Origin of the sequence: Verminephrobacter eiseniae EF01-2 (genome assembly GCF_000015565.1) — a bacterium.
Classification (GTDB): domain Bacteria; phylum Pseudomonadota; class Gammaproteobacteria; order Burkholderiales; family Burkholderiaceae_C; genus Acidovorax; species Acidovorax eiseniae.
Window position 1 is genome coordinate 4,703,489 of record NC_008786.1, and the last position, 15,899, is coordinate 4,719,387.

The window sequence follows — 15,899 nt, forward strand, 5'->3', positions numbered from 1 at the left end:
CAGACCGACAGATGATCGGTGACGCGACACCAGGGTCCCCCGGGTGTCTGCCGGAGCGTCGCGCGGACCAGCGCCAAGCCCCGCCATGCATCACGCACCGCGCTGGAAAGCCTCTTTCAGGAACGCCCGGCCTTGCGCCAGCCGGCGCGCCGTGCGCTGCACGACGAGCCGGTCGATGGTGGGCGCTGCGCCCGGCCTGGAGCGCACCTGCGCCTGCACATGGATGATGCCCGACGGATGGCCGAACGCCAGACGCCTGTCCGGGTTGCCCCGCGCCATGGCCAGCAAGCGCTGGGGCACTGTGCCGGGCAGGCGGCAGGCCAGGCCGGTCGTGGCCGCCAGCGTGCCGGCCAGTGCCTTGCTGGCCGCGCCGGAGGCATATTGGCGCAGCACCAGATCCAGGTCGGCAGCGGCCACCGGATCGCCCTGCGTGCAACTGCGGTAGTCGGCAGGCGCACCCACGACGAGCAGCATCGGCGTCGACGGGGCCTGCCGGGCATCCCAGTAGCCGCGCAAGCCGCAGCGGTAGGCCACGGCTTTGCGGATGGCGTCGATACGCGACCGGAGGCCGGCATCCGCATCGATCTCGTCCGGCGTCTCCAGGCCCGTCATGCGCAGCACGCCGGGCTGCACATAAATCGCCAGGTTGGCGCCATCGACCACGGACAGTTCCACCGGCCCGAGACCTTCGACATCGATCACGTCCATGGCATTGCCCGTGGGCAGCAGCCGTCCGGTGATCGCGCCCAGCGCGCGCGAGAAGTCCAGGGAGATCGGCGCGCCCGTGCCGGGCACCCCCGCGATGGCCAGATCGCCGCGCCACAGAGGCTTGCCGCCCTGCACCGGCACTTGCACATGAACCACCCGGTCCGTGTTGACGTTGTGCACGCGCACGAGCGTGCTGCCTTCATGCGCCGCAATCAGTCCCTCTTCGATCGCGTACAGGCCCACGGCGGCGATCAGGTTGCCGCAGTTGAGTTGGTAGTCGACCTCGGCCCTGACCGTGCCGACTTGGCCGAAAAGGTAGCCGATGTCGGTGTCCGCCCGCGTGGGTCGCCCGATGATGGCGGCCTTGCTGGTGAGCTTGTCCGCGCCGCCGAGGCCGTCGATCTGCCGCCGATCGGGGCTGCCGAACAGGTCCAGCAGCACGCGGGTCAAGCGGTCGCGGTCGCCGGGAACATCGTCGGCACGCAGGAACACGCCTTTGCTGGTGCCACCGCGCATCAGGACGAAAGGAAGTTCATCGCGCATCGGTCTGTCCTTGGCCGATCCACCGGAAGCGGGGAATGGTGATTTGCGCTGTCACGGCGTCAAAGCAGACCTGCACCCTGTCGCCCACCTGGACCTCGGACGCGGGAATGCCCACCACGCTGCTGATCATCCGTGGCCCTTCTTCGAGCTGAATCAGCGAGACGTTGTAGGGCACATCGCCGGCAAAGGCCGCCTCGTAGACCTGGTGGAACACGATGCTCGAATGCACGCTGCCGCGCCCCGACACGGCCCGCCATTCGAAGCGGCCATCCAGGCAATGCGGGCAGATATGGTTGATCGGATAACGCGGCCTGCCGCAGCCGCCGCAATGCTGCAGCACCAGGCGCTGCTCACGCGCGGCGCTCCAGAACGCGCGGTTGGACTCGTCGAGCGCGGGCAGCGGCTTGCCGTAGGTGGCGGCTTCGGTCATTTGGATTTTCCTCATGCTGCGCGCAGGATCATTGCGTTGGCGCAGTTCAGCGCCATGCCCCGCCCGGTCACCAGGCAGCTGCGGGCGTTCCTTACCTGGCGCTCGCCGCACTCGCCGCGCATCTGGCGCACGCCCTCGACGGCATGCAGCCAGCCCTCCATGTACGACTCGGACAGGTTGCCGCCGGCGGTGTTCACCGGCAACTGTCCGCCCAGTTCGATACGACCGCCTTCGGTAAACGGGCCGCCCTCGCCCACGCCACAAAAACCGGCGTGCTCCAGCCACAGGATCACGCTCATCGTGAAGTTGTCGTACAACTGGGCCACATCGATGTCCCGGGGAGCCAGTCCGGCCATCGCGTAGGCGCGGTCGAGGGCCTCCTTTTGGTGCGGCACATACCACCAGTCCTCGCGCTCCATGTTTTGGGTGGTGTAGGCCTGTCCCATGCCGGCGATCAGCACCGGCTGCTGCCGCAGGTCGCGTGCCCGTTCGGCCGAGGTCAGGATGATGCAGACGCCGCCATCGCTGATCAGGCAGCAGTCGAGCAGGTGCAGCGGCTCCACCACCCAGCGCGATGCCTGGTGGTCTTCGATGCTCAGGGGCGCGCGCATCACCGCGTTCGGGTTCAGCGCGGCGTGCCTGCGGCAGGCGACTGCGACATTGCCCAGGTGCCGGCTGCGCGTGCCGTACAAGGCCATGTGGCGGCTGGCGGCGATGGCGCTGTTGGCGGCCGCGCCGAACATGCCCCAGATGCCCCAGGAATCGCCCCAGCCCGAGGCGCGGGCAAAGCGGTAGTTGCCGCTGCGCGCGGTGTCGGCAAAGAGGCAGGCCACGCAGTCGGCCATGCCGCACGCTATTGCCATCGCGGCGTTCTGGATCAGCGCGCCGCAGGTGCCGCCGCCCATGGTCATGCTGCCGGTGTACTTCGGGTCGATGCCAAGCGTCTCACCCATGCGCAAGTAATTGAGCGCGCCCTCGGGCGAGACGGTTCCCGGCATCGTCAACAGGCCATCGATCTGCGCCTTTTTCAGGCCGGCATCGTCCAGCGCCCGCTTGAAAGCCTCGGCCCCGAGCGTGACCGGCGTCGCGCCGGGCAGCTTGCCTTGCGCCGTGGCGCCAACGCCGACTATCGCGACCTTGTCCTTGAGCGGGTTCATCGTTGCTCCCGGGTTCCGTCAGCGGCCGTGGTACACCGGCGGCCGCTTTTCTTGAAACGCGCGCCGACCTTCGAGGCGGTCCCCGGTGTCGCGCAGCAGTCCGAAGACATGGCTCTCCAGCGCCAGCGCCCGGTCCATGGGCATGTCCTGCCCATCGCGCACCAGGCGCTTGACGGCACGCACGGACAGCGGCGCGTTCTGCGCGATCTGCGCCGCGATGCCCAGCACCTCGTCGAGCAATCGCGCACGCGGCACGACCCGGCTGACCAGGCGCAGGCGCAGGGCTTCCTGCGCGTCGATGCGCGCGCCGGTGAGCAGCAGCAGCATCGCGTCCGACTGCCCGATCAGCCGCGGCAGCCGCTGGGTTCCGCCGGCGCCCGGGATGCTGCCCAGGCGCACCTCGGGCAGCGCAAATTGCGCGTTCTCCGACGCGATGCGCAGATCGCAGGCCAGCGCCAGTTCCATGCCGGCCCCCATCGCATAGCCGTTGATCGCGCACAGGATGGTCTTGTCCATCTCCATGCCGGACAACAGATGGCTGGGCGCAGTCCCACCGAAAGTCAGTTGCGCATGGCTCTCCTTCGGCGGCATGGTTTTCTTCAAGTCCGAACCCGTGCAGAACGCCTTGTCGCCAGCGCCGGTGAGCACCACGCAACGCACCGCGTCGTCGCCGGCGGCACGCTGCCACGCTGCATGCAACGCGAGTCTGGTGTCCGGGTCGATGGCGTTCATCGCCTCGGGGCGGTTCAGCGTCACGATGGCAACGCCGGCGCGCAATTCGTAGAGCAAGGGCATGTCGGTGGTCTTTCAGGTGGGCACCAGTGCGGCCGCCGCGCGCCACTGGCGCATCGGCATCCGGTCCAGCGCCAGCGCGCCAGCGACCAGGCCATCGACATCCGCATCGACGCGCCCCCAGGCCAGACAGTCCCGAACCTTCAGGCGCAGTTCATCCAGACTCAACGGCGCCTGCGCAGAGCCGCGCAGCAGGTCTACGCGGCGCTGCAAGCGCCTGCCGCCGCGCAACGCGATGTCGATCTCGGTCCAGCGCGGGAAGGCGGGGCCACCGGCGCTGTCATCGGTCTGCACCTGCGCGAAGAAGGCTTGCGCCTGCGGCCGCCGCACCGCCTCGTCGGTAAAGCTGGCCAGACCGACCTGGCCATCGAGCAAAGCCGCCGCCACTGCGTATTGCATGCTGAACCTGGCCTCCAGCCCGGTCTGCGGGCGGGCGTGGATCAGCGGCGTCAGCGCGCCGGCGCTGGCGCGGATGCGCACCGCAGCCACATCGGCCAAGCGCAGCGCATGGGCCTGGCGCAGGTCCAGCAGCCCATCGATTGCCCGGTGCGTGGCATAGCACAGCGGGTACTTCTTGACCTCGATGCCGCTGCCCAGCAACTCCAGCGGCGCCTGCCCCAGCGTCGCCAGTTCGGGGGCCAGTGATTCGCCGTTGGCGTACAGGTCCATGTAGCCGAAGGCTGCATCGAGCGCGCCGCTGGCGGCGTCGAAGCCCTCGCTGGCCAGCAATGCCGCGCGCAGCCCTGCGGCATTGCTTTGGCCGGCCTGGAACGATTTGGCGTGGGTGCCGAAGTGGGCACGGGTTCCCGCCGCCTGGGCCACGCCCAGACCGATCGCGTGGCAGGTCCGCCGGGCGTCGAGCCGCAGCAGCCGCGCACAGGCCGCTGCGGCAGCCAGCGTGCCGATGCTGGCCGTCGAATGCCAGCCGCGCGCGTAGTGGCGCAGGGCCATGGCCTTGGAGAGCTTGCAGATCACCTCGAACCCGGCAACGTATGCGCAGACGAACTCGGCGCCACTGGCATCCATGGCCTCGGCCAGGCCGACCAGTGCGGGCAGCAGCGCAATGCTGGGGTGGCCGCGCAGGGGTGCGCTCACGTCGTCGTAGTCGAGCACATGGCCCGCCACGCCGTTGCACAGCGCCGCCAGTTCCAAAGGCAGCAACTCGCCCGTCGCCCAATAGCCGGCCTGCCAGGGCGGCATGGCCGCGCCGCTGCGGCGCGCGTAACGCAGCGCCAGCCGGCTGGCCGGCTCATCCTTGCCGGCAATGGCCACGGCGTAGGTATCGAGCAGCGCGCGGCCACAGGTCTGCACCAGTGCCGGCGTGAGCCGCTCGGCGCCGAAGCTGCTGACGAAGGCAGCGATTTGCTCGGCGGCCTTCATTGCAACACCCCCCGGCTGCGCAGCGCCGCGATGTCGTCATCGGACAGGTCCAGCTTTTCCCGCAGGATTTCGTCGCTGTGCTGACCGAGCAGCGGCGCCGGCCGGAGCGGGCCTGTCGGCGTGCGCGACATCCGCAGCGGCAGCGTGCCGTAGACGGTGCGGCCCATCTCGGGGTGGTCCAGGTAGGCCCAATGCTGGCGCGCCTGCAACTGCGCGTCGCGCAGCAGGACATCGGCCGCGTCCTGCACCGGGCCGGCCGCCACGCCGTGCTGCTGCAAGCGTCGGGCGAGTTCGTGCGCGTCATGATGGGCCGTGCTGCGGGCCAGCGCAGCATCGAGCGCTGCGCGGTGCTGCCAGCGCGCGGCGACATCGGCAAAGCGCAGATCCTGATCGAGCGCGGGATCCGCCAGCACCGTGCGCAAGGCAGCCCATGCCGGTTGCCCGGTGGCCGACAGCGCGATCCAGCGATCATCGCCGCGACAGGGATAGACGCCATGCGGCGCACCTGCGATCTGCTGGTTGCCGACGCGCCCGGCAACATGCCCGTTGGCGGTGTAGTCCAGCACGGCGGGCCCGAGCAAGGCGATGGTCGGCTCGATCTGCGCCATGTCGATCAACTGGCCCTGCCCGGTGCGGCGGCGATGCCGCAAGGCCGCCAGGATGGCGAAGGCGGCGTGCGCCGGATTCGGCACATGGTCGGGAAAGTTGGTGCCCGTGCCCGCAGGCTCCTGGTCCGGCAGGCCGCACAGGTGGTGCAGCCCCGTCACCGCGCCGATGGTCAGGCCGTAGCCGAGATACTGCGCCTGCGGCCCCGCCTGGCCGTGCATCGACATTGCGATGTACACGATATCGGGCCTGAACGCGCGCACCGCGTCATAGCCCAGGGCGAACTTCTCCATCGTGCCGGGCGTGAAGTTGTTGGCCACCACATCGCTGCACCGAACCAGTTGCCGCGCCAGCGCGCAGCCCTCCCCGGTCTTCAGGTTGAGCGTGATGCTGCGCTTGCTGGCGTTGCGATCGGCGAAATAGCCGCTGCGGTTGACGCCGCGAACCCCGCCCTGGAACGGCCTGGCGTCGCGCAAACTGTCGAGCCGCGCGCCGCTTTCGATCTTGATCACATCGGCGCCGAAGTCGGCCAGCATCCTGGTGGTGTAGGAGCCGGCACCGAGCCAGGTGAAATCGGCCACGGTGATGCCCGCCAGCGGACGCTGATTCATGCGAAGGCCCCTGCGCGCAGCAGGACGGCCTGCGTTTCGTGGTCGTAGCCCAGCGCGCCCAGAACCTCGCAACTGTGCTCGCCCAGCCGAGGCGCCGCAGACCCGAGTTGCCACGGCGAAGCCGACAAGCGGTACGGGGCGCCCGGCACGGCAAACCGGGCGCCGCTGTACGGATGCGTCGTCTGCTCGAAAAATTGCCGGAACGCCAGTTGCCGGTTTTGCAGCAAATCGGCCGTCGTGCTCACGGGGCAGATCGGAATGCGTCGCCGCTGCCCTTCGGCATACAACCGGGCCTTGGTTTGGCTGGCTGCGAACGGCAGGAAGATGTCGGCAAAAAGGCGCTTGGCCTGTTCCGTGTGCAGGAATTGCGCATCGAGCCAGCGCGGCTCGCGCAGTTGCTCGGCGCCCGGCGCGCCGCCTTGCACCAGCCACTCGGTGGTGGCATGCCAGAATTTGTTGGCGGCAACGCCGCCCGCCATCAGGTACACCATGCCGTCGCTGCACGGAAACACACCGGTGCCCGCCTGGCGCTGCTCGCCGCCGTTGCGTTTGCGGATCTGCTGCTCGAGCTCGACGAACTGCACCGCGTTCTCCAGCGCCATCGTGACACTTTCCTGCACCGACACGTCGATATGTTGGCCAGTCGGCCGGCCCCCCTGGTCTTGCGCCACCGACAGCGCCACCAGCGACGCCACCGCAGCGAACTGGGCCGCGCAGAGGACGGCCTGGTTGCCGTAAGCGGCGGTAGGCGCAAGGCCGGGATAGCCGCCGAGCGAGAGCAGCCCTCCGAAAGCCAATGCCACCAGATCATCGGCCTGGAAATGGGCGAACGGGCCGTCCTGACCAAACGGCGTGATGCTGGTCACGACCAAAGACGGTTGCGCGCGCAGCAAAACCTCGGCCCCAAGCCCGCGCGCGCCCATGCGCCCGGGCGGTTCGGCCTCGATCACCAGGTCGGCGTTGCGCACCAGTGCCAGAAAAACCTCGCACGCCGCTGAGTGCTCCAGGTCCAAGGCGATGCCGCGCTTGCCCTGATTGAAGTAAGCAAAGCTCAGACTGCGTTCCCGATGCGCCGCATGGCCCAGGAAAGGCCCTTCGCGGCGGTTGGCAGCGCCGGCCACGGGCTCCACCAGCACCACATCGGCGCCGAGTTGGGCGAACAGTTTTCCGCAGTACTGCTCGCTGCCTTGGCAGAGGTCGAGAACCCGTATGCCTTGCAGAGGTCCCGGGGCGATCAAGGAGTGCATGTCTGGTGGAGATGACGGCCAAAAGTGCCGCAGATCGTAGGCGTCAAGCCACTGCGAAGACAAGCCGGCAGAGGACAAAATCAGTCCATATATCGATATTTCTACGGGCATCTATCAGTGCACGAAAGCAGTATTTTCGTACTGTCATCAATATCAACATATGGACTATTTTTTGACCATTCCCTGCGCATCCCGGAAGCGGCATGGCCGACACTCGCGGGCATTGCGAATCGAAGGAGTCCCGCGTGCCTTACGAGCCCATCCGGATCCGGCGCCAGTGGCTGGCAGCCGTCATGCTGCTGGCGGCGGGCAGTGCCGCACAGACCCAGGACTTCCCCAACCGGCCGATCCGCCTGATTGCCCCGTTTGCGGCCGGCGCCAGCACCGACTTCCTGGCGCGCACGATCGCGCAAACCATGTCCAGAAACCTGGGGCAACCCGTGGTGGTGGACAACAAGCCCGGCGCCGGCGGCATCCTGGCCGCCGAGCAGACGGCGCGCGCCGCGCCGGACGGTTACACCTTCATGCTGACGTCCGCCGGCATCGTCACGATGAACCAAAGCATCTACAGCCAGTTGCCCTACGACCCGATCAAGGAATTCGCGCCGCTCACGATCGCCGTGCGCATGCCGATCGTCGTCGTGGTGCACCCGTCGCTGCCGGTCAAGAGCGTGCCGGAGTTGCTCGCCTATGCGCATGCCCACCCCGGCAAGCTCTCCTACGGATCGTCCGGGGTCGGCACCTCACAGCACCTGGCGGGCGAGTTGTTCAAGTCGATGACCAAGGCCAGCATCCTGCACATCCCCTACCGGGGCGGCGGCCCGGCGATGAATGACCTGTTGGCCAACCAGATCGGCCTGATGTTCGTGCAACTACCGTCGGCTCTGCCGCAGATTCAGGCGGGCAAGGTGCGCGCCATAGCCATCGGCAGCGAGCAGCGCGACCCGAAATTGCCGGCTGTCCCGACGGTGTCCGAGTCGGGCCTGAAGGGCTACAACTCGGACACCTGGTACGGCTTCGTGATGCCCACGGGAGCGCCACCGGCCATCGTGCAAACGCTGTACCAGGCCATCATCGCTGCGCTGAAGGAAAACGCGCAGCGGCTGTCCGGGCATGGCTTCAATGTCGATGGCGGCAACCCGCAACAGATGGCCGACACGATAGCGACCGAGGCCAAAAAATGGGCGCTCGTGATCAAGGCCGCCGACATCAGGGCTGATTGATGTGCAACACCCCCGAGGCGCCTTCGGCGCGCGCCGGGTTGGAGGCCGCGCCATGCACGAGCAAACCATGCGCCGCAAGGGCTTTCTGCTGCGCGCACCCGCGCAAGTCACCGGTGCCTGTCCGGGGCGCAGCGCCCCGGCCGCACCCGGCGGGCGCTTTGCGTCGGGCCCGTTGCGCATGATCTGGCCTTTCCACCCGGGCGCTTCGGTGGATGGCGTGGCCCGCCCGGTGGCCGAACGGATATCCAGGAAGCTCGACCCAAGCGGAGGTCGTGGACAACGAGCCGGGGATCAACGCCGCCATCGGCGCGCAAGCGGTCGTCAGCACGCCGCCGCACGGCTGCACGGCTGCACGGCATTCTTTGCCACCGTTTTATTGAACTATCGAGCCATTGCAACCGCATCAGGATGAATGTATAAACACCTATGCAGATAAACTCTATTCTGGATCATCATGAACACCATTCGCTGGAACATTGCCGTGTCATCGGACACGGATCAGTCCGTGCGCATGTTCCTAGCGTCGCGAGGTGGCGGCCGCAAGGGTGACCTGTCACGCTTCATCGAGGAGGCGGTGCGTACCTATATCTTCGAGCGTGCCGTTGAACAGGCCAAACAAGCAAACACCGACGTGAGCGAGGCCGATTTGACCGCCATCGTGACCGAAGCCGTGCAATGGGCACGCGAGCGCTGATGCGGGTCGTCCTCGACACCAACGTGCTGCTCAGTGCGTTACTCTCGCCACACGGCGCAGTCGATGCCATCTACCGCGCATGGCAGAAGGATCGTTTCGATCTGGTGACTTCGACCACGCAAATCGACGAACTGCGCCGCGCAAGCCGCTATGCGAAGTTCAAGGATGTGCTCCAGCCGCACCGCGTCGGCACGATGGTCAACAACATGCGCCGCTCCATCATGCTGGACGCGCTGCCGCCTCTGGCCGATGGAATCGAAGCCAACGATCCGAACGATAGGTTTTTGCTGGCAATGACGCTGGCAGGCGACGCCGATGACCTCGTGACGGGCGATCACCGCGCCGGACTGCTGCAACGAGGCAGCCTCGGTCGCACGCGCATCATCACCCCGGTCACTTTCTGCGCCGAAGCGCTTTGAGGCCATGCCGGTCAGTTTCCGGTCCACCACCCAGCGAGAGCGCCATGGGGTGGGGCGCGATGGTCGATACGCTGATGCCCGCCATCGGAAGACCGCGCGGATCGCGGAGCGCCACCGTGCACAGGTCGGGAATCTCCAGCAGGTCGCGCACGATGTAGCAAAGTGCAGGGCCTGCCGCTACTGTTCCCGGAAATGGGCGTCGCCCCGCTGCGTGGCTGCACGCCGCCGCCCATGGCCGATTTCATCATCGGCCGGCTACCGACGGACAACGGCCGACCGAAGTCCAGGCGCGCCTAGTTCACTGCACCATTGAAACAACACCCCATTTGTGGTTAAATGCAACGCATGGGAAAAATGAATCTGACCGACGCCGAGCGAGACAAATTGCTGACTGCCACACGTAGCCGCACGGCGCGCGTGGCGGACGTGCGCAGGGCCAAGCTGATCCTCATGCTCGAAGAGGGTCAGTCGCGCGACACCATCATGCAAAGGCTCGAATGCGACTCGCGTTTCATCTCCCGCTGGTCCAGCCGCTTTCTCAGCGAGCGCCTGGCGGGCATGTACGCCCGGCACCCGGGACGCACGCCCAAGCAGCCACCGGCCAAACTGGAGGCGCGGGTGCTCAACTACACGCTCAGGCGCAAGCCGAGCGATGGCTCCACGCACTGGAGCAGCTACAAGCTGTCGGCTGAACTTGGTGACGTATCCGTTTCTGCGGTTCAGCGCATCTGGCGCAAGCACAACGTGCGAGCGCAAAGACTGGATCGACACATGGTGTCCAACGACCCGGACTTTGAGACCAAGGCGGCCGATGTGATCGGGCTGTACCTCAATCCACCGGCGCACGCCGTGGTGTTCTGCGTCGATGAGAAGACCGCCATCCAGGCACTCGATCGCAAGGACCGGATGCTGCCGCTGTCGCCAGGGCGTGCCGAGAGCCACGGATTCGAGTACAAGAGAAACGGCACACTGAGCTTGTTCGCGGCGCTGAACACCGCCACCGGCCAGGTGCTGGGCAAGACCGCGGCGCGCCACACCAGCGAGCAATTCGTTGCCTTCCTTACCGACATCGTCGCCAGCCAGTGCGAGCGGCAGGAGATCCATGTCATCTGCGACAACGTCAGCAGCCACAAGACCCAGCGCGTGCGGGACTTCCTTGTACGGCACGGCAACGTGCGCATGCACTTCACACCCACGTACTCGTCGTGGCTGAACCAGGTGGAGAACTGGTTCTCGCGCATTCAGCGTGATGTCATAACCCGCGGCGTATTTACCTCGGTGAAGGACTTGGGGCGAAAGCTGATGCGCTACATCCGCGAACACAACAAGAATCCCAAGCCCATCAAGTGGAAGTACGACGATCCATCAAGGCGCATTCGGCAGGTGCTTATTCAATGATGCAGTGGACTAGGACAGGAAAAGATTCTGCAGGTGGTCGACGAGCTGCAACCCGAGATCGACAGGCTGGACGAGATGGGAGAGTCCTTCCTGTCGCTGTACGAGGGCTTCGTTAGACATCCGCTCGAGAGTGGCAACAACGAAGTACGGCTGAAGTGGCACCGGCCCCGTGGTGAACAGGCGGCATCCAAATTTGATCTTTTGACGCAGCGACTGTATGCCATGGGACTCAAACCTACCGAAAGAAACCGATGAAACAACTAATTTGGATTGCCGTGCTCATGATTATTCTGACTTTTGTTGGCTTTGGATTGCTATTGTGGTTGGGTGGTCCTGCGGAGCCGCCGACCATGCAGGGCATCACCCAGGCGTTTGGCGCCGTCGACTACAGCGATGCACCTGAGCCAATGCAATTTGCCAGCCGCAATGGTGACAAGCTGGCCTATCGCCACTACCCACCTGCACAGAGTTCGCCTTCGGTGCAAGGCTCGGTGGTGCTGGTGCATGGCTCGTCCGCCACCAGCAAGAGCATGCACCCGCTGGCCAACGCTTTGGCAGCGGCCGGCTATAGCGTGTATTCGCTCGACATTCGTGGTCACGGGGCTTCAGGGGCCAAAGGACACATCGACTACGTGGGTCAGCTTGAGAATGATCTGAGCGATTTCGTTAAGCAGATGCATCCACCGCAGCCGAGTACTTTGGCTGGCTTTTCGTCGGGTGGAGGCTTCGTACTGCGCTATGCGGCCAGCACGGAAGCCAAAGCCTTCCAGAGCTTTCTGTTGCTGTCGCCTTTCGTGCATCAAAGTGCGCCCACTCAGCGTGAAAACAGTGGGGGCTGGGTTCGAGTGGGCGTGCCACGCCTGATCTTGTTGCAGGCGCTCAACGGGATGGGCCTGTCACAACTTAACCATCTGGCGGTGACGCGATTTGCCATTGACGAAGCCAATAGGGATCTATTGACGCCTAGCTACGACTTGAACCTCACTGCGAACTTCAGACCGCGCGACGACTACCAGACTTCGATTCGTGCAGTTACGCAACCACTGATGGTGTTGGCGGGAGACAAGGACGAGGCATTTCACACAGAGCACTTTGCCGACGTTTTTTCCGTCAGCCCCGGGTTGATCGGTGTGAAGCTGTTGCCCGGCATCGACCACGCAGGTTTGATCTTGCAGCCAGATGCTTTGCAACAGGCAGTCGCCGCCGTGTCCAAGTTGCAAGCGCCGAAGATCCAAGCAGACGTAAAACCATGATCAATCTTCGCGCACCCATCGTTCGCACGACTTTGTTTTCATCGGGCGCTGCGGCATTACGCACACGTACTCAAAACCGTTCACGTGGCTTGCGGTTGGGCCAGTGGTTCGTGGCTCTGTTGCTGTTGGGTTGGATGGCGTGGGCTGCGGCCGCTGACACGCCAGATGCAGCCTGACCCCCGGGTTTTCCGGCAGCCCCCCCCTGTGCCCCCTGTGCCCCCTGTGCCCCCTGTGCCCCCTGTGACCGATACCGCAAACCGCAGCGGATGCCGGGCGTGCGCGCCCTGCCCGGTATCGACACCGGCCGCAAACACCCGCGTTCAGCGAACGCGCCGGGGAATGCGCCGGGCATAGCCTCGACCAGCGTCTGCGCACTGTGCCCGCGCGCGCGATGGGCAGCGCGGCGACATCAGCATCGCCGGCATGGCCGCGCTGCTTGCGCAGTGCACCGGCCAGACCGGCCAGACCGGCCAGACCGGCCAGACCGGCCAGTCGCATGACGCCTGCGGCCCAGGCGATCCGGTTTCCGTACCACGAGGGTGTCGCCTGGCAAGTGGCTGCGCCTTGTCCCAAGCCAGGGCGATTGGCCCGCGCACCGCTCACCAGCGGGCGATGACGAGCCAACGAAGGCTACATAATCTGATGCGCCGCCCCGGGTTGCAACCATCCGGTGGACATTGCCTGCGCCCTTCCCATCATCAGGAAAGTTGCAAGCCACGCGAGGCCACCATGAAAGCACTGCGCACCGGTTATCTTTCCATCGCCGTTTATTGCGTCAGCACCGCGCTGTCCGCCGTCTGGGTGACATTTTCGTTTTCACAGATCAGCGGGGCGGCGCTGACGTTCATCACTTTGCTCACCGCGTTCGTGATTTTCTTCGGCGCGCACTTGCTGTCCGGTGGACGGCCCTCCCGCCTGCTGCGCACGCACTTGGCCGATGTCGTGATCCTGAACGTATTGACCGTGGCCGCATGGTTCTTCATGTTCCTCGCGCTGCAACGCATCGAGGCGTCTGTCGAATCGGCGATCTATCAGGGCTGCGTGCCGGTCGCCGTGCTCGTCTGCGTGGTGTACACCCGGCAGGTGCCGTTCCAGTCACTGCGCACGCTCGGCTGCGTGCTGATCTCGCTGTGCCTGTTTGGCCTCGTTGCCGCGCGCATCACGACCGCCGGCGCCATCGTGATCGCGCCGGCGCGGCTCTACGCCGGTATCGCGCTGGCCACCGTCGCCGGGCTGGCTGGCGGCCTCTATGTTTATTGGTCGGGCAAGGTCGTCAGGCAGTCGCAGTGCGCGACGCTCGACATCCTGAGCAACCGCTTCTACCTGCTGCTCGTCGTCACGGGCGCGACGGGCTATGCGCAGTTCTCGGGCGCGACCGCCGAATCATTCGCGCCCGCGCTGATCGGCAAACTGGTGCTGCTGTCGATGGTTTCCGTCGTCATTCCCGCCTTCACGCTGCAGCACGCGATCGGATCGCTCGGCGCGTCGCGCGTCTCGATCATCACCCCGTTCGTACCGGCGCTCGCACTGGTCGTCGAACAGCGATTGGCCGGTTGGCCATCACCGGTGGTTCCGGCACTGATCGTCGCGACCTGTGTGGCCATCGTGCTGTCGAACGTCTGGCTGACCGTGCAGGCATCGGCCAAGATCCCCGTCAGATGAGTGATCCGGTCACCGCCGCGCAGCACGAACGCCTTATGTCGCTGCTAGTGTCGCGTCACCGATCAGATGTCGTAGGCTGCGCGCAGCCATCGGAGCGCAGCGCAAGGCGCATCGCGCCGCCCATACCGATCTGTATTGGCAAGCGATGCAACGCCGCGATGCGCTTCGATGGCCAGCGCAGACCGACAGATGATCGGTGACGCGACACTAGGCTGAACCGGGCGCGCATGTCCTGCACCCACGCGGCCGGCCTCGGCACCGCCGCCTCCTGCGCAGCCACTTCAGACAACCGATCGCAAGGTCCGCCAAACATGCGCCGAGGCCGCAACCCGGCGGCATGGCAGCGTATTTCGTAGCAGCGTGGCCGATCGTTTCGGCATCGTGAGCGCCGCCAGGGCCGGCGCGGCAAGCCCATGCGCGCCACGATCGGCGCTACCAAGGCGCCGTGCCCGCCCGTTGAAGTCACCCACCCGTTCAACGCGCAGCGGCCAAATCTGTGCTGTGGGTGACCGATGTCACGCAGGTCTCGAACTGGCATGGCCGCGCTGTGCGCGGCCTGCGTGATCGACATGTTCGCCCGGCGCACCGTGGGCTGGCGCGTGGGCGCTTGCGTGCCACTTCGGGCGCTGCTCGCAATACAGATGCAGTGAATCCGTCCACTGCAAGGCACGATGGCGAATACGGGTAAATCATTAAAATGGAACGTTGCGTTCCGAAAATAAATAAACCAGAATGCAGCCCATCGAAGCCGTCGCTTCACTCCACGGGGCCTCGCATGCGTGATGATCCGTTCGTCCCCTGGCTGCGTGCGGCGCTGCTGGCCGCTGCGGCGCTGGCCGCGCCCTCGGTGGCGCTGGCGCAAAACGGCAGCGACTACCCGAGCAGGCCGATCCGCCTGGTCGTGCCCTACCCGCCCGGCGGTGGCACCGACGTGATCGCGCGCATCGTGCAAGAGCGCTTGCAGCCGCTGCTGGGCCAGCCGGTGCTGATCGACAACCGCGGCGGCGCTGCCGGCTCCATCGGCACCGAACTGGTCGCCAAGTCGGCGCCCGACGGCTACACGGTGCTGTTCACGCTGTCCTCGCACACCATCAACCCGGCCATCTACGCCAAGCTCGCGTTCGACACGGCGAAAGACTTCGCCCCCGTGGCCATGGTCGCCTCGCTGCCGCAGATCCTGGTGGCCCACACGCAGTTCGCGCCCAACAGCGTGGCCGATCTGGTGGCGCTGGCCAAGACCCGGCCCGGCGCGATTTCCTTTGCCTCGGCAGGCAACGGCTCGCCCGGGCATCTCGCCGGCGAACTGCTCAAACTGCGCACCGGCACCCGGATGACACATATCCCCTACCGTGGCGGCGCTCCGGCCGTGACCGACGTGATTGGCGGCCAGGTGCCGCTGCTGTGGGTGTCGATTCCTGCGGCGATGCAGTTCGTCAAAGCCGGCAAGCTCAAGGCGCTCGCGGTGTCGACCGCCCGGCGCAGCGCGGCATTGCCCGACTTGCCCACGATGCAGGAGGCCGGCATTGCCGACTTCAATGTCGACTCGTGGTACGCCATGTTCGTGCCCGCCAAAACGCCGCAGCCGGCCATCGACAAGCTCAACCGCGCCATCAACGCGGTGCTCAGGCAGCCGGACCTGCGCGACAAGTTGCTGGCCCAGGGCAGCGAAGGCGTTGGCGACACGCCGGAGCAACTCGGCCAGATCGTCAGCGCCGAACTCGTGCGCTGGCAGCAACTGGCCAGGCAAGCCAACCTCCATCCCGATTGACTGGCGGC

General features: G+C 66.0%; 18 protein-coding genes. 9 read left to right on the top strand and 9 right to left on the bottom strand.

What is annotated here, in order from left to right; all coding sequences use genetic code 11:
- Window positions 1-90: 90 nt before the first annotated feature.
- The 7 genes from VEIS_RS20630 to VEIS_RS20660 are packed head-to-tail and all read right to left on the bottom strand — an operon-like array spanning window position 91 to window position 7,474.
- A complete protein-coding gene (locus tag VEIS_RS20630; RefSeq protein WP_011811956.1) occupies window positions 91-1,251 on the bottom strand; it encodes a PrpF domain-containing protein in 1,161 nt (386 codons plus the stop codon).
- Complete coding sequence (locus VEIS_RS20635) at window positions 1,241-1,681, bottom strand: Zn-ribbon domain-containing OB-fold protein (RefSeq protein ID WP_011811957.1); 441 nt, start codon at window positions 1,679-1,681, stop codon at window positions 1,241-1,243. Before VEIS_RS20635 ends, VEIS_RS20630 begins: the two co-directional genes overlap by 11 nt.
- Before the next feature lie 11 nt (window positions 1,682-1,692).
- Window positions 1,693-2,838 carry a thiolase family protein gene (locus VEIS_RS20640; RefSeq protein WP_011811958.1) on the bottom strand — a complete coding sequence of 382 codons (1,146 nt, stop codon included), beginning with the start codon at window positions 2,836-2,838 and terminating at the stop codon, window positions 1,693-1,695.
- Between the two features lie 18 nt (window positions 2,839-2,856).
- Complete coding sequence (locus VEIS_RS20645) at window positions 2,857-3,633, bottom strand: enoyl-CoA hydratase/isomerase family protein (RefSeq protein WP_011811959.1); 777 nt, start codon at window positions 3,631-3,633, stop codon at window positions 2,857-2,859.
- Between the two features lie 12 nt (window positions 3,634-3,645).
- The gene (locus VEIS_RS20650) at window positions 3,646-5,010 is read right to left on the bottom strand and encodes an MmgE/PrpD family protein (RefSeq protein ID WP_011811960.1); all 1,365 of its coding nucleotides are present in this window, start codon (window positions 5,008-5,010) and stop codon (window positions 3,646-3,648) included.
- Window positions 5,007-6,227 (bottom strand): CaiB/BaiF CoA transferase family protein, encoded by a 1,221-nt coding sequence (locus VEIS_RS20655; protein WP_011811961.1) that lies wholly within the window; start codon window positions 6,225-6,227, stop codon window positions 5,007-5,009. The genes VEIS_RS20650 and VEIS_RS20655 overlap by 4 nt, the downstream gene beginning before the upstream one ends.
- Window positions 6,224-7,474, bottom strand: coding sequence for a CaiB/BaiF CoA transferase family protein (locus VEIS_RS20660; protein WP_011811962.1), 1,251 nt, complete (start codon window positions 7,472-7,474; stop codon window positions 6,224-6,226). Before VEIS_RS20660 ends, VEIS_RS20655 begins: the two co-directional genes overlap by 4 nt.
- 203 nt (window positions 7,475-7,677) lie before the next feature.
- On the opposite strand from VEIS_RS20660, the gene VEIS_RS20665 reads away from it, so the two are divergent.
- From VEIS_RS20665 to VEIS_RS20675, 4 genes are all read left to right on the top strand, one after another.
- A complete protein-coding gene (locus tag VEIS_RS20665) occupies window positions 7,678-8,697 on the top strand; it encodes a Bug family tripartite tricarboxylate transporter substrate binding protein (protein WP_011811963.1) in 1,020 nt (339 codons plus the stop codon).
- 67 nt (window positions 8,698-8,764) lie between these two features.
- Window positions 8,765-9,109: a hypothetical protein gene (locus VEIS_RS29950; protein ID WP_198137906.1), complete on the top strand. Its 345-nt coding sequence runs from the start codon at window positions 8,765-8,767 to the stop codon at window positions 9,107-9,109.
- A 42-nt stretch (window positions 9,110-9,151) separates the two neighbouring features.
- Complete coding sequence (locus VEIS_RS20670) at window positions 9,152-9,391, top strand: ribbon-helix-helix domain-containing protein (protein WP_011811965.1); 240 nt, start codon at window positions 9,152-9,154, stop codon at window positions 9,389-9,391.
- Entirely contained in the window at window positions 9,391-9,810 is a 420-nt protein-coding gene (locus VEIS_RS20675; RefSeq protein ID WP_041951122.1) for a putative toxin-antitoxin system toxin component, PIN family, read from the top strand. The genes VEIS_RS20670 and VEIS_RS20675 overlap by 1 nt, the downstream gene beginning before the upstream one ends.
- Here VEIS_RS20675 and VEIS_RS29955 read toward each other — a convergent pair.
- Window positions 9,785-9,961, bottom strand: a complete 177-nt coding sequence (locus VEIS_RS29955; protein ID WP_198137907.1) for a hypothetical protein — start codon at window positions 9,959-9,961, stop codon at window positions 9,785-9,787. The two genes, VEIS_RS20675 and VEIS_RS29955, sit on opposite strands and share 26 nt — an antisense overlap.
- A gap of 185 nt (window positions 9,962-10,146) precedes the next feature.
- Between VEIS_RS29955 and VEIS_RS20680 the strand changes: the two genes are divergently transcribed.
- The 4 genes from VEIS_RS20680 (at window position 10,147) to VEIS_RS20695 (ending at window position 14,123) form a co-directional block, all read left to right on the top strand.
- Window positions 10,147-11,208: an IS630 family transposase gene (locus tag VEIS_RS20680; protein WP_011811967.1), complete on the top strand. Its 1,062-nt coding sequence runs from the start codon at window positions 10,147-10,149 to the stop codon at window positions 11,206-11,208.
- A 33-nt stretch (window positions 11,209-11,241) separates the two neighbouring features.
- Window positions 11,242-11,463 carry a hypothetical protein gene (locus tag VEIS_RS20685; RefSeq protein WP_011811968.1) on the top strand — a complete coding sequence of 74 codons (222 nt, stop codon included), beginning with the start codon at window positions 11,242-11,244 and terminating at the stop codon, window positions 11,461-11,463.
- On the top strand, window positions 11,460-12,461 hold the full coding sequence (locus VEIS_RS20690; protein ID WP_011811969.1) for an alpha/beta hydrolase: 1,002 nt from the start codon (window positions 11,460-11,462) through the stop codon (window positions 12,459-12,461). The genes VEIS_RS20685 and VEIS_RS20690 overlap by 4 nt, the downstream gene beginning before the upstream one ends.
- 423 nt (window positions 12,462-12,884) lie before the next feature.
- A complete protein-coding gene (locus tag VEIS_RS20695) occupies window positions 12,885-14,123 on the top strand; it encodes an EamA family transporter (RefSeq protein ID WP_232287765.1) in 1,239 nt (412 codons plus the stop codon).
- A 55-nt stretch (window positions 14,124-14,178) separates the two neighbouring features.
- On the opposite strand, the gene VEIS_RS31725 is transcribed toward VEIS_RS20695, so the two are convergent.
- Entirely contained in the window at window positions 14,179-14,382 is a 204-nt protein-coding gene (locus VEIS_RS31725) for a hypothetical protein (protein WP_157048616.1), read from the bottom strand.
- A gap of 516 nt (window positions 14,383-14,898) precedes the next feature.
- Here VEIS_RS31725 and VEIS_RS20700 point away from each other — a divergent pair.
- Window positions 14,899-15,891 carry a tripartite tricarboxylate transporter substrate binding protein gene (locus tag VEIS_RS20700; protein WP_041950235.1) on the top strand — a complete coding sequence of 331 codons (993 nt, stop codon included), beginning with the start codon at window positions 14,899-14,901 and terminating at the stop codon, window positions 15,889-15,891.
- Window positions 15,892-15,899 lie beyond the last annotated feature (8 nt).

Excerpts from the sequence above, each read along its gene's own strand:
- VEIS_RS20640 (WP_011811958.1), bottom strand. The coding sequence starts at position 2,838 with ATGAACCCGCTCAAGGACAAGGTCGCGATAGTCGGCGTTGGCGCCACG.
- VEIS_RS20680 (WP_011811967.1), top strand. The coding sequence starts at position 10,147 with ATGCAACGCATGGGAAAAATGAATCTGACCGACGCCGAGCGAGACAAA.
- VEIS_RS20660 (WP_011811962.1), bottom strand. The coding sequence starts at position 7,474 with ATGCACTCCTTGATCGCCCCGGGACCTCTGCAAGGCATACGGGTTCTC.
- VEIS_RS20690 (WP_011811969.1), top strand. The coding sequence starts at position 11,460 with ATGAAACAACTAATTTGGATTGCCGTGCTCATGATTATTCTGACTTTT.
- VEIS_RS20630 (WP_011811956.1), bottom strand. The coding sequence starts at position 1,251 with ATGCGCGATGAACTTCCTTTCGTCCTGATGCGCGGTGGCACCAGCAAA.
- VEIS_RS20645 (WP_011811959.1), bottom strand. The coding sequence starts at position 3,633 with ATGCCCTTGCTCTACGAATTGCGCGCCGGCGTTGCCATCGTGACGCTG.
- VEIS_RS20695 (WP_232287765.1), top strand. The coding sequence starts at position 12,885 with ATGGCCGCGCTGCTTGCGCAGTGCACCGGCCAGACCGGCCAGACCGGC.
- VEIS_RS20665 (WP_011811963.1), top strand. The coding sequence starts at position 7,678 with ATGGCCGACACTCGCGGGCATTGCGAATCGAAGGAGTCCCGCGTGCCT.
- VEIS_RS20700 (WP_041950235.1), top strand. The coding sequence starts at position 14,899 with ATGCGTGATGATCCGTTCGTCCCCTGGCTGCGTGCGGCGCTGCTGGCC.
- VEIS_RS20635 (WP_011811957.1), bottom strand. The coding sequence starts at position 1,681 with ATGACCGAAGCCGCCACCTACGGCAAGCCGCTGCCCGCGCTCGACGAG.
- VEIS_RS20675 (WP_041951122.1), top strand. The coding sequence starts at position 9,391 with ATGCGGGTCGTCCTCGACACCAACGTGCTGCTCAGTGCGTTACTCTCG.
- VEIS_RS20650 (WP_011811960.1), bottom strand. The coding sequence starts at position 5,010 with ATGAAGGCCGCCGAGCAAATCGCTGCCTTCGTCAGCAGCTTCGGCGCC.
- VEIS_RS29950 (WP_198137906.1), top strand. The coding sequence starts at position 8,765 with ATGCGCCGCAAGGGCTTTCTGCTGCGCGCACCCGCGCAAGTCACCGGT.
- VEIS_RS20670 (WP_011811965.1), top strand. The coding sequence starts at position 9,152 with ATGAACACCATTCGCTGGAACATTGCCGTGTCATCGGACACGGATCAG.
- VEIS_RS20655 (WP_011811961.1), bottom strand. The coding sequence starts at position 6,227 with ATGAATCAGCGTCCGCTGGCGGGCATCACCGTGGCCGATTTCACCTGG.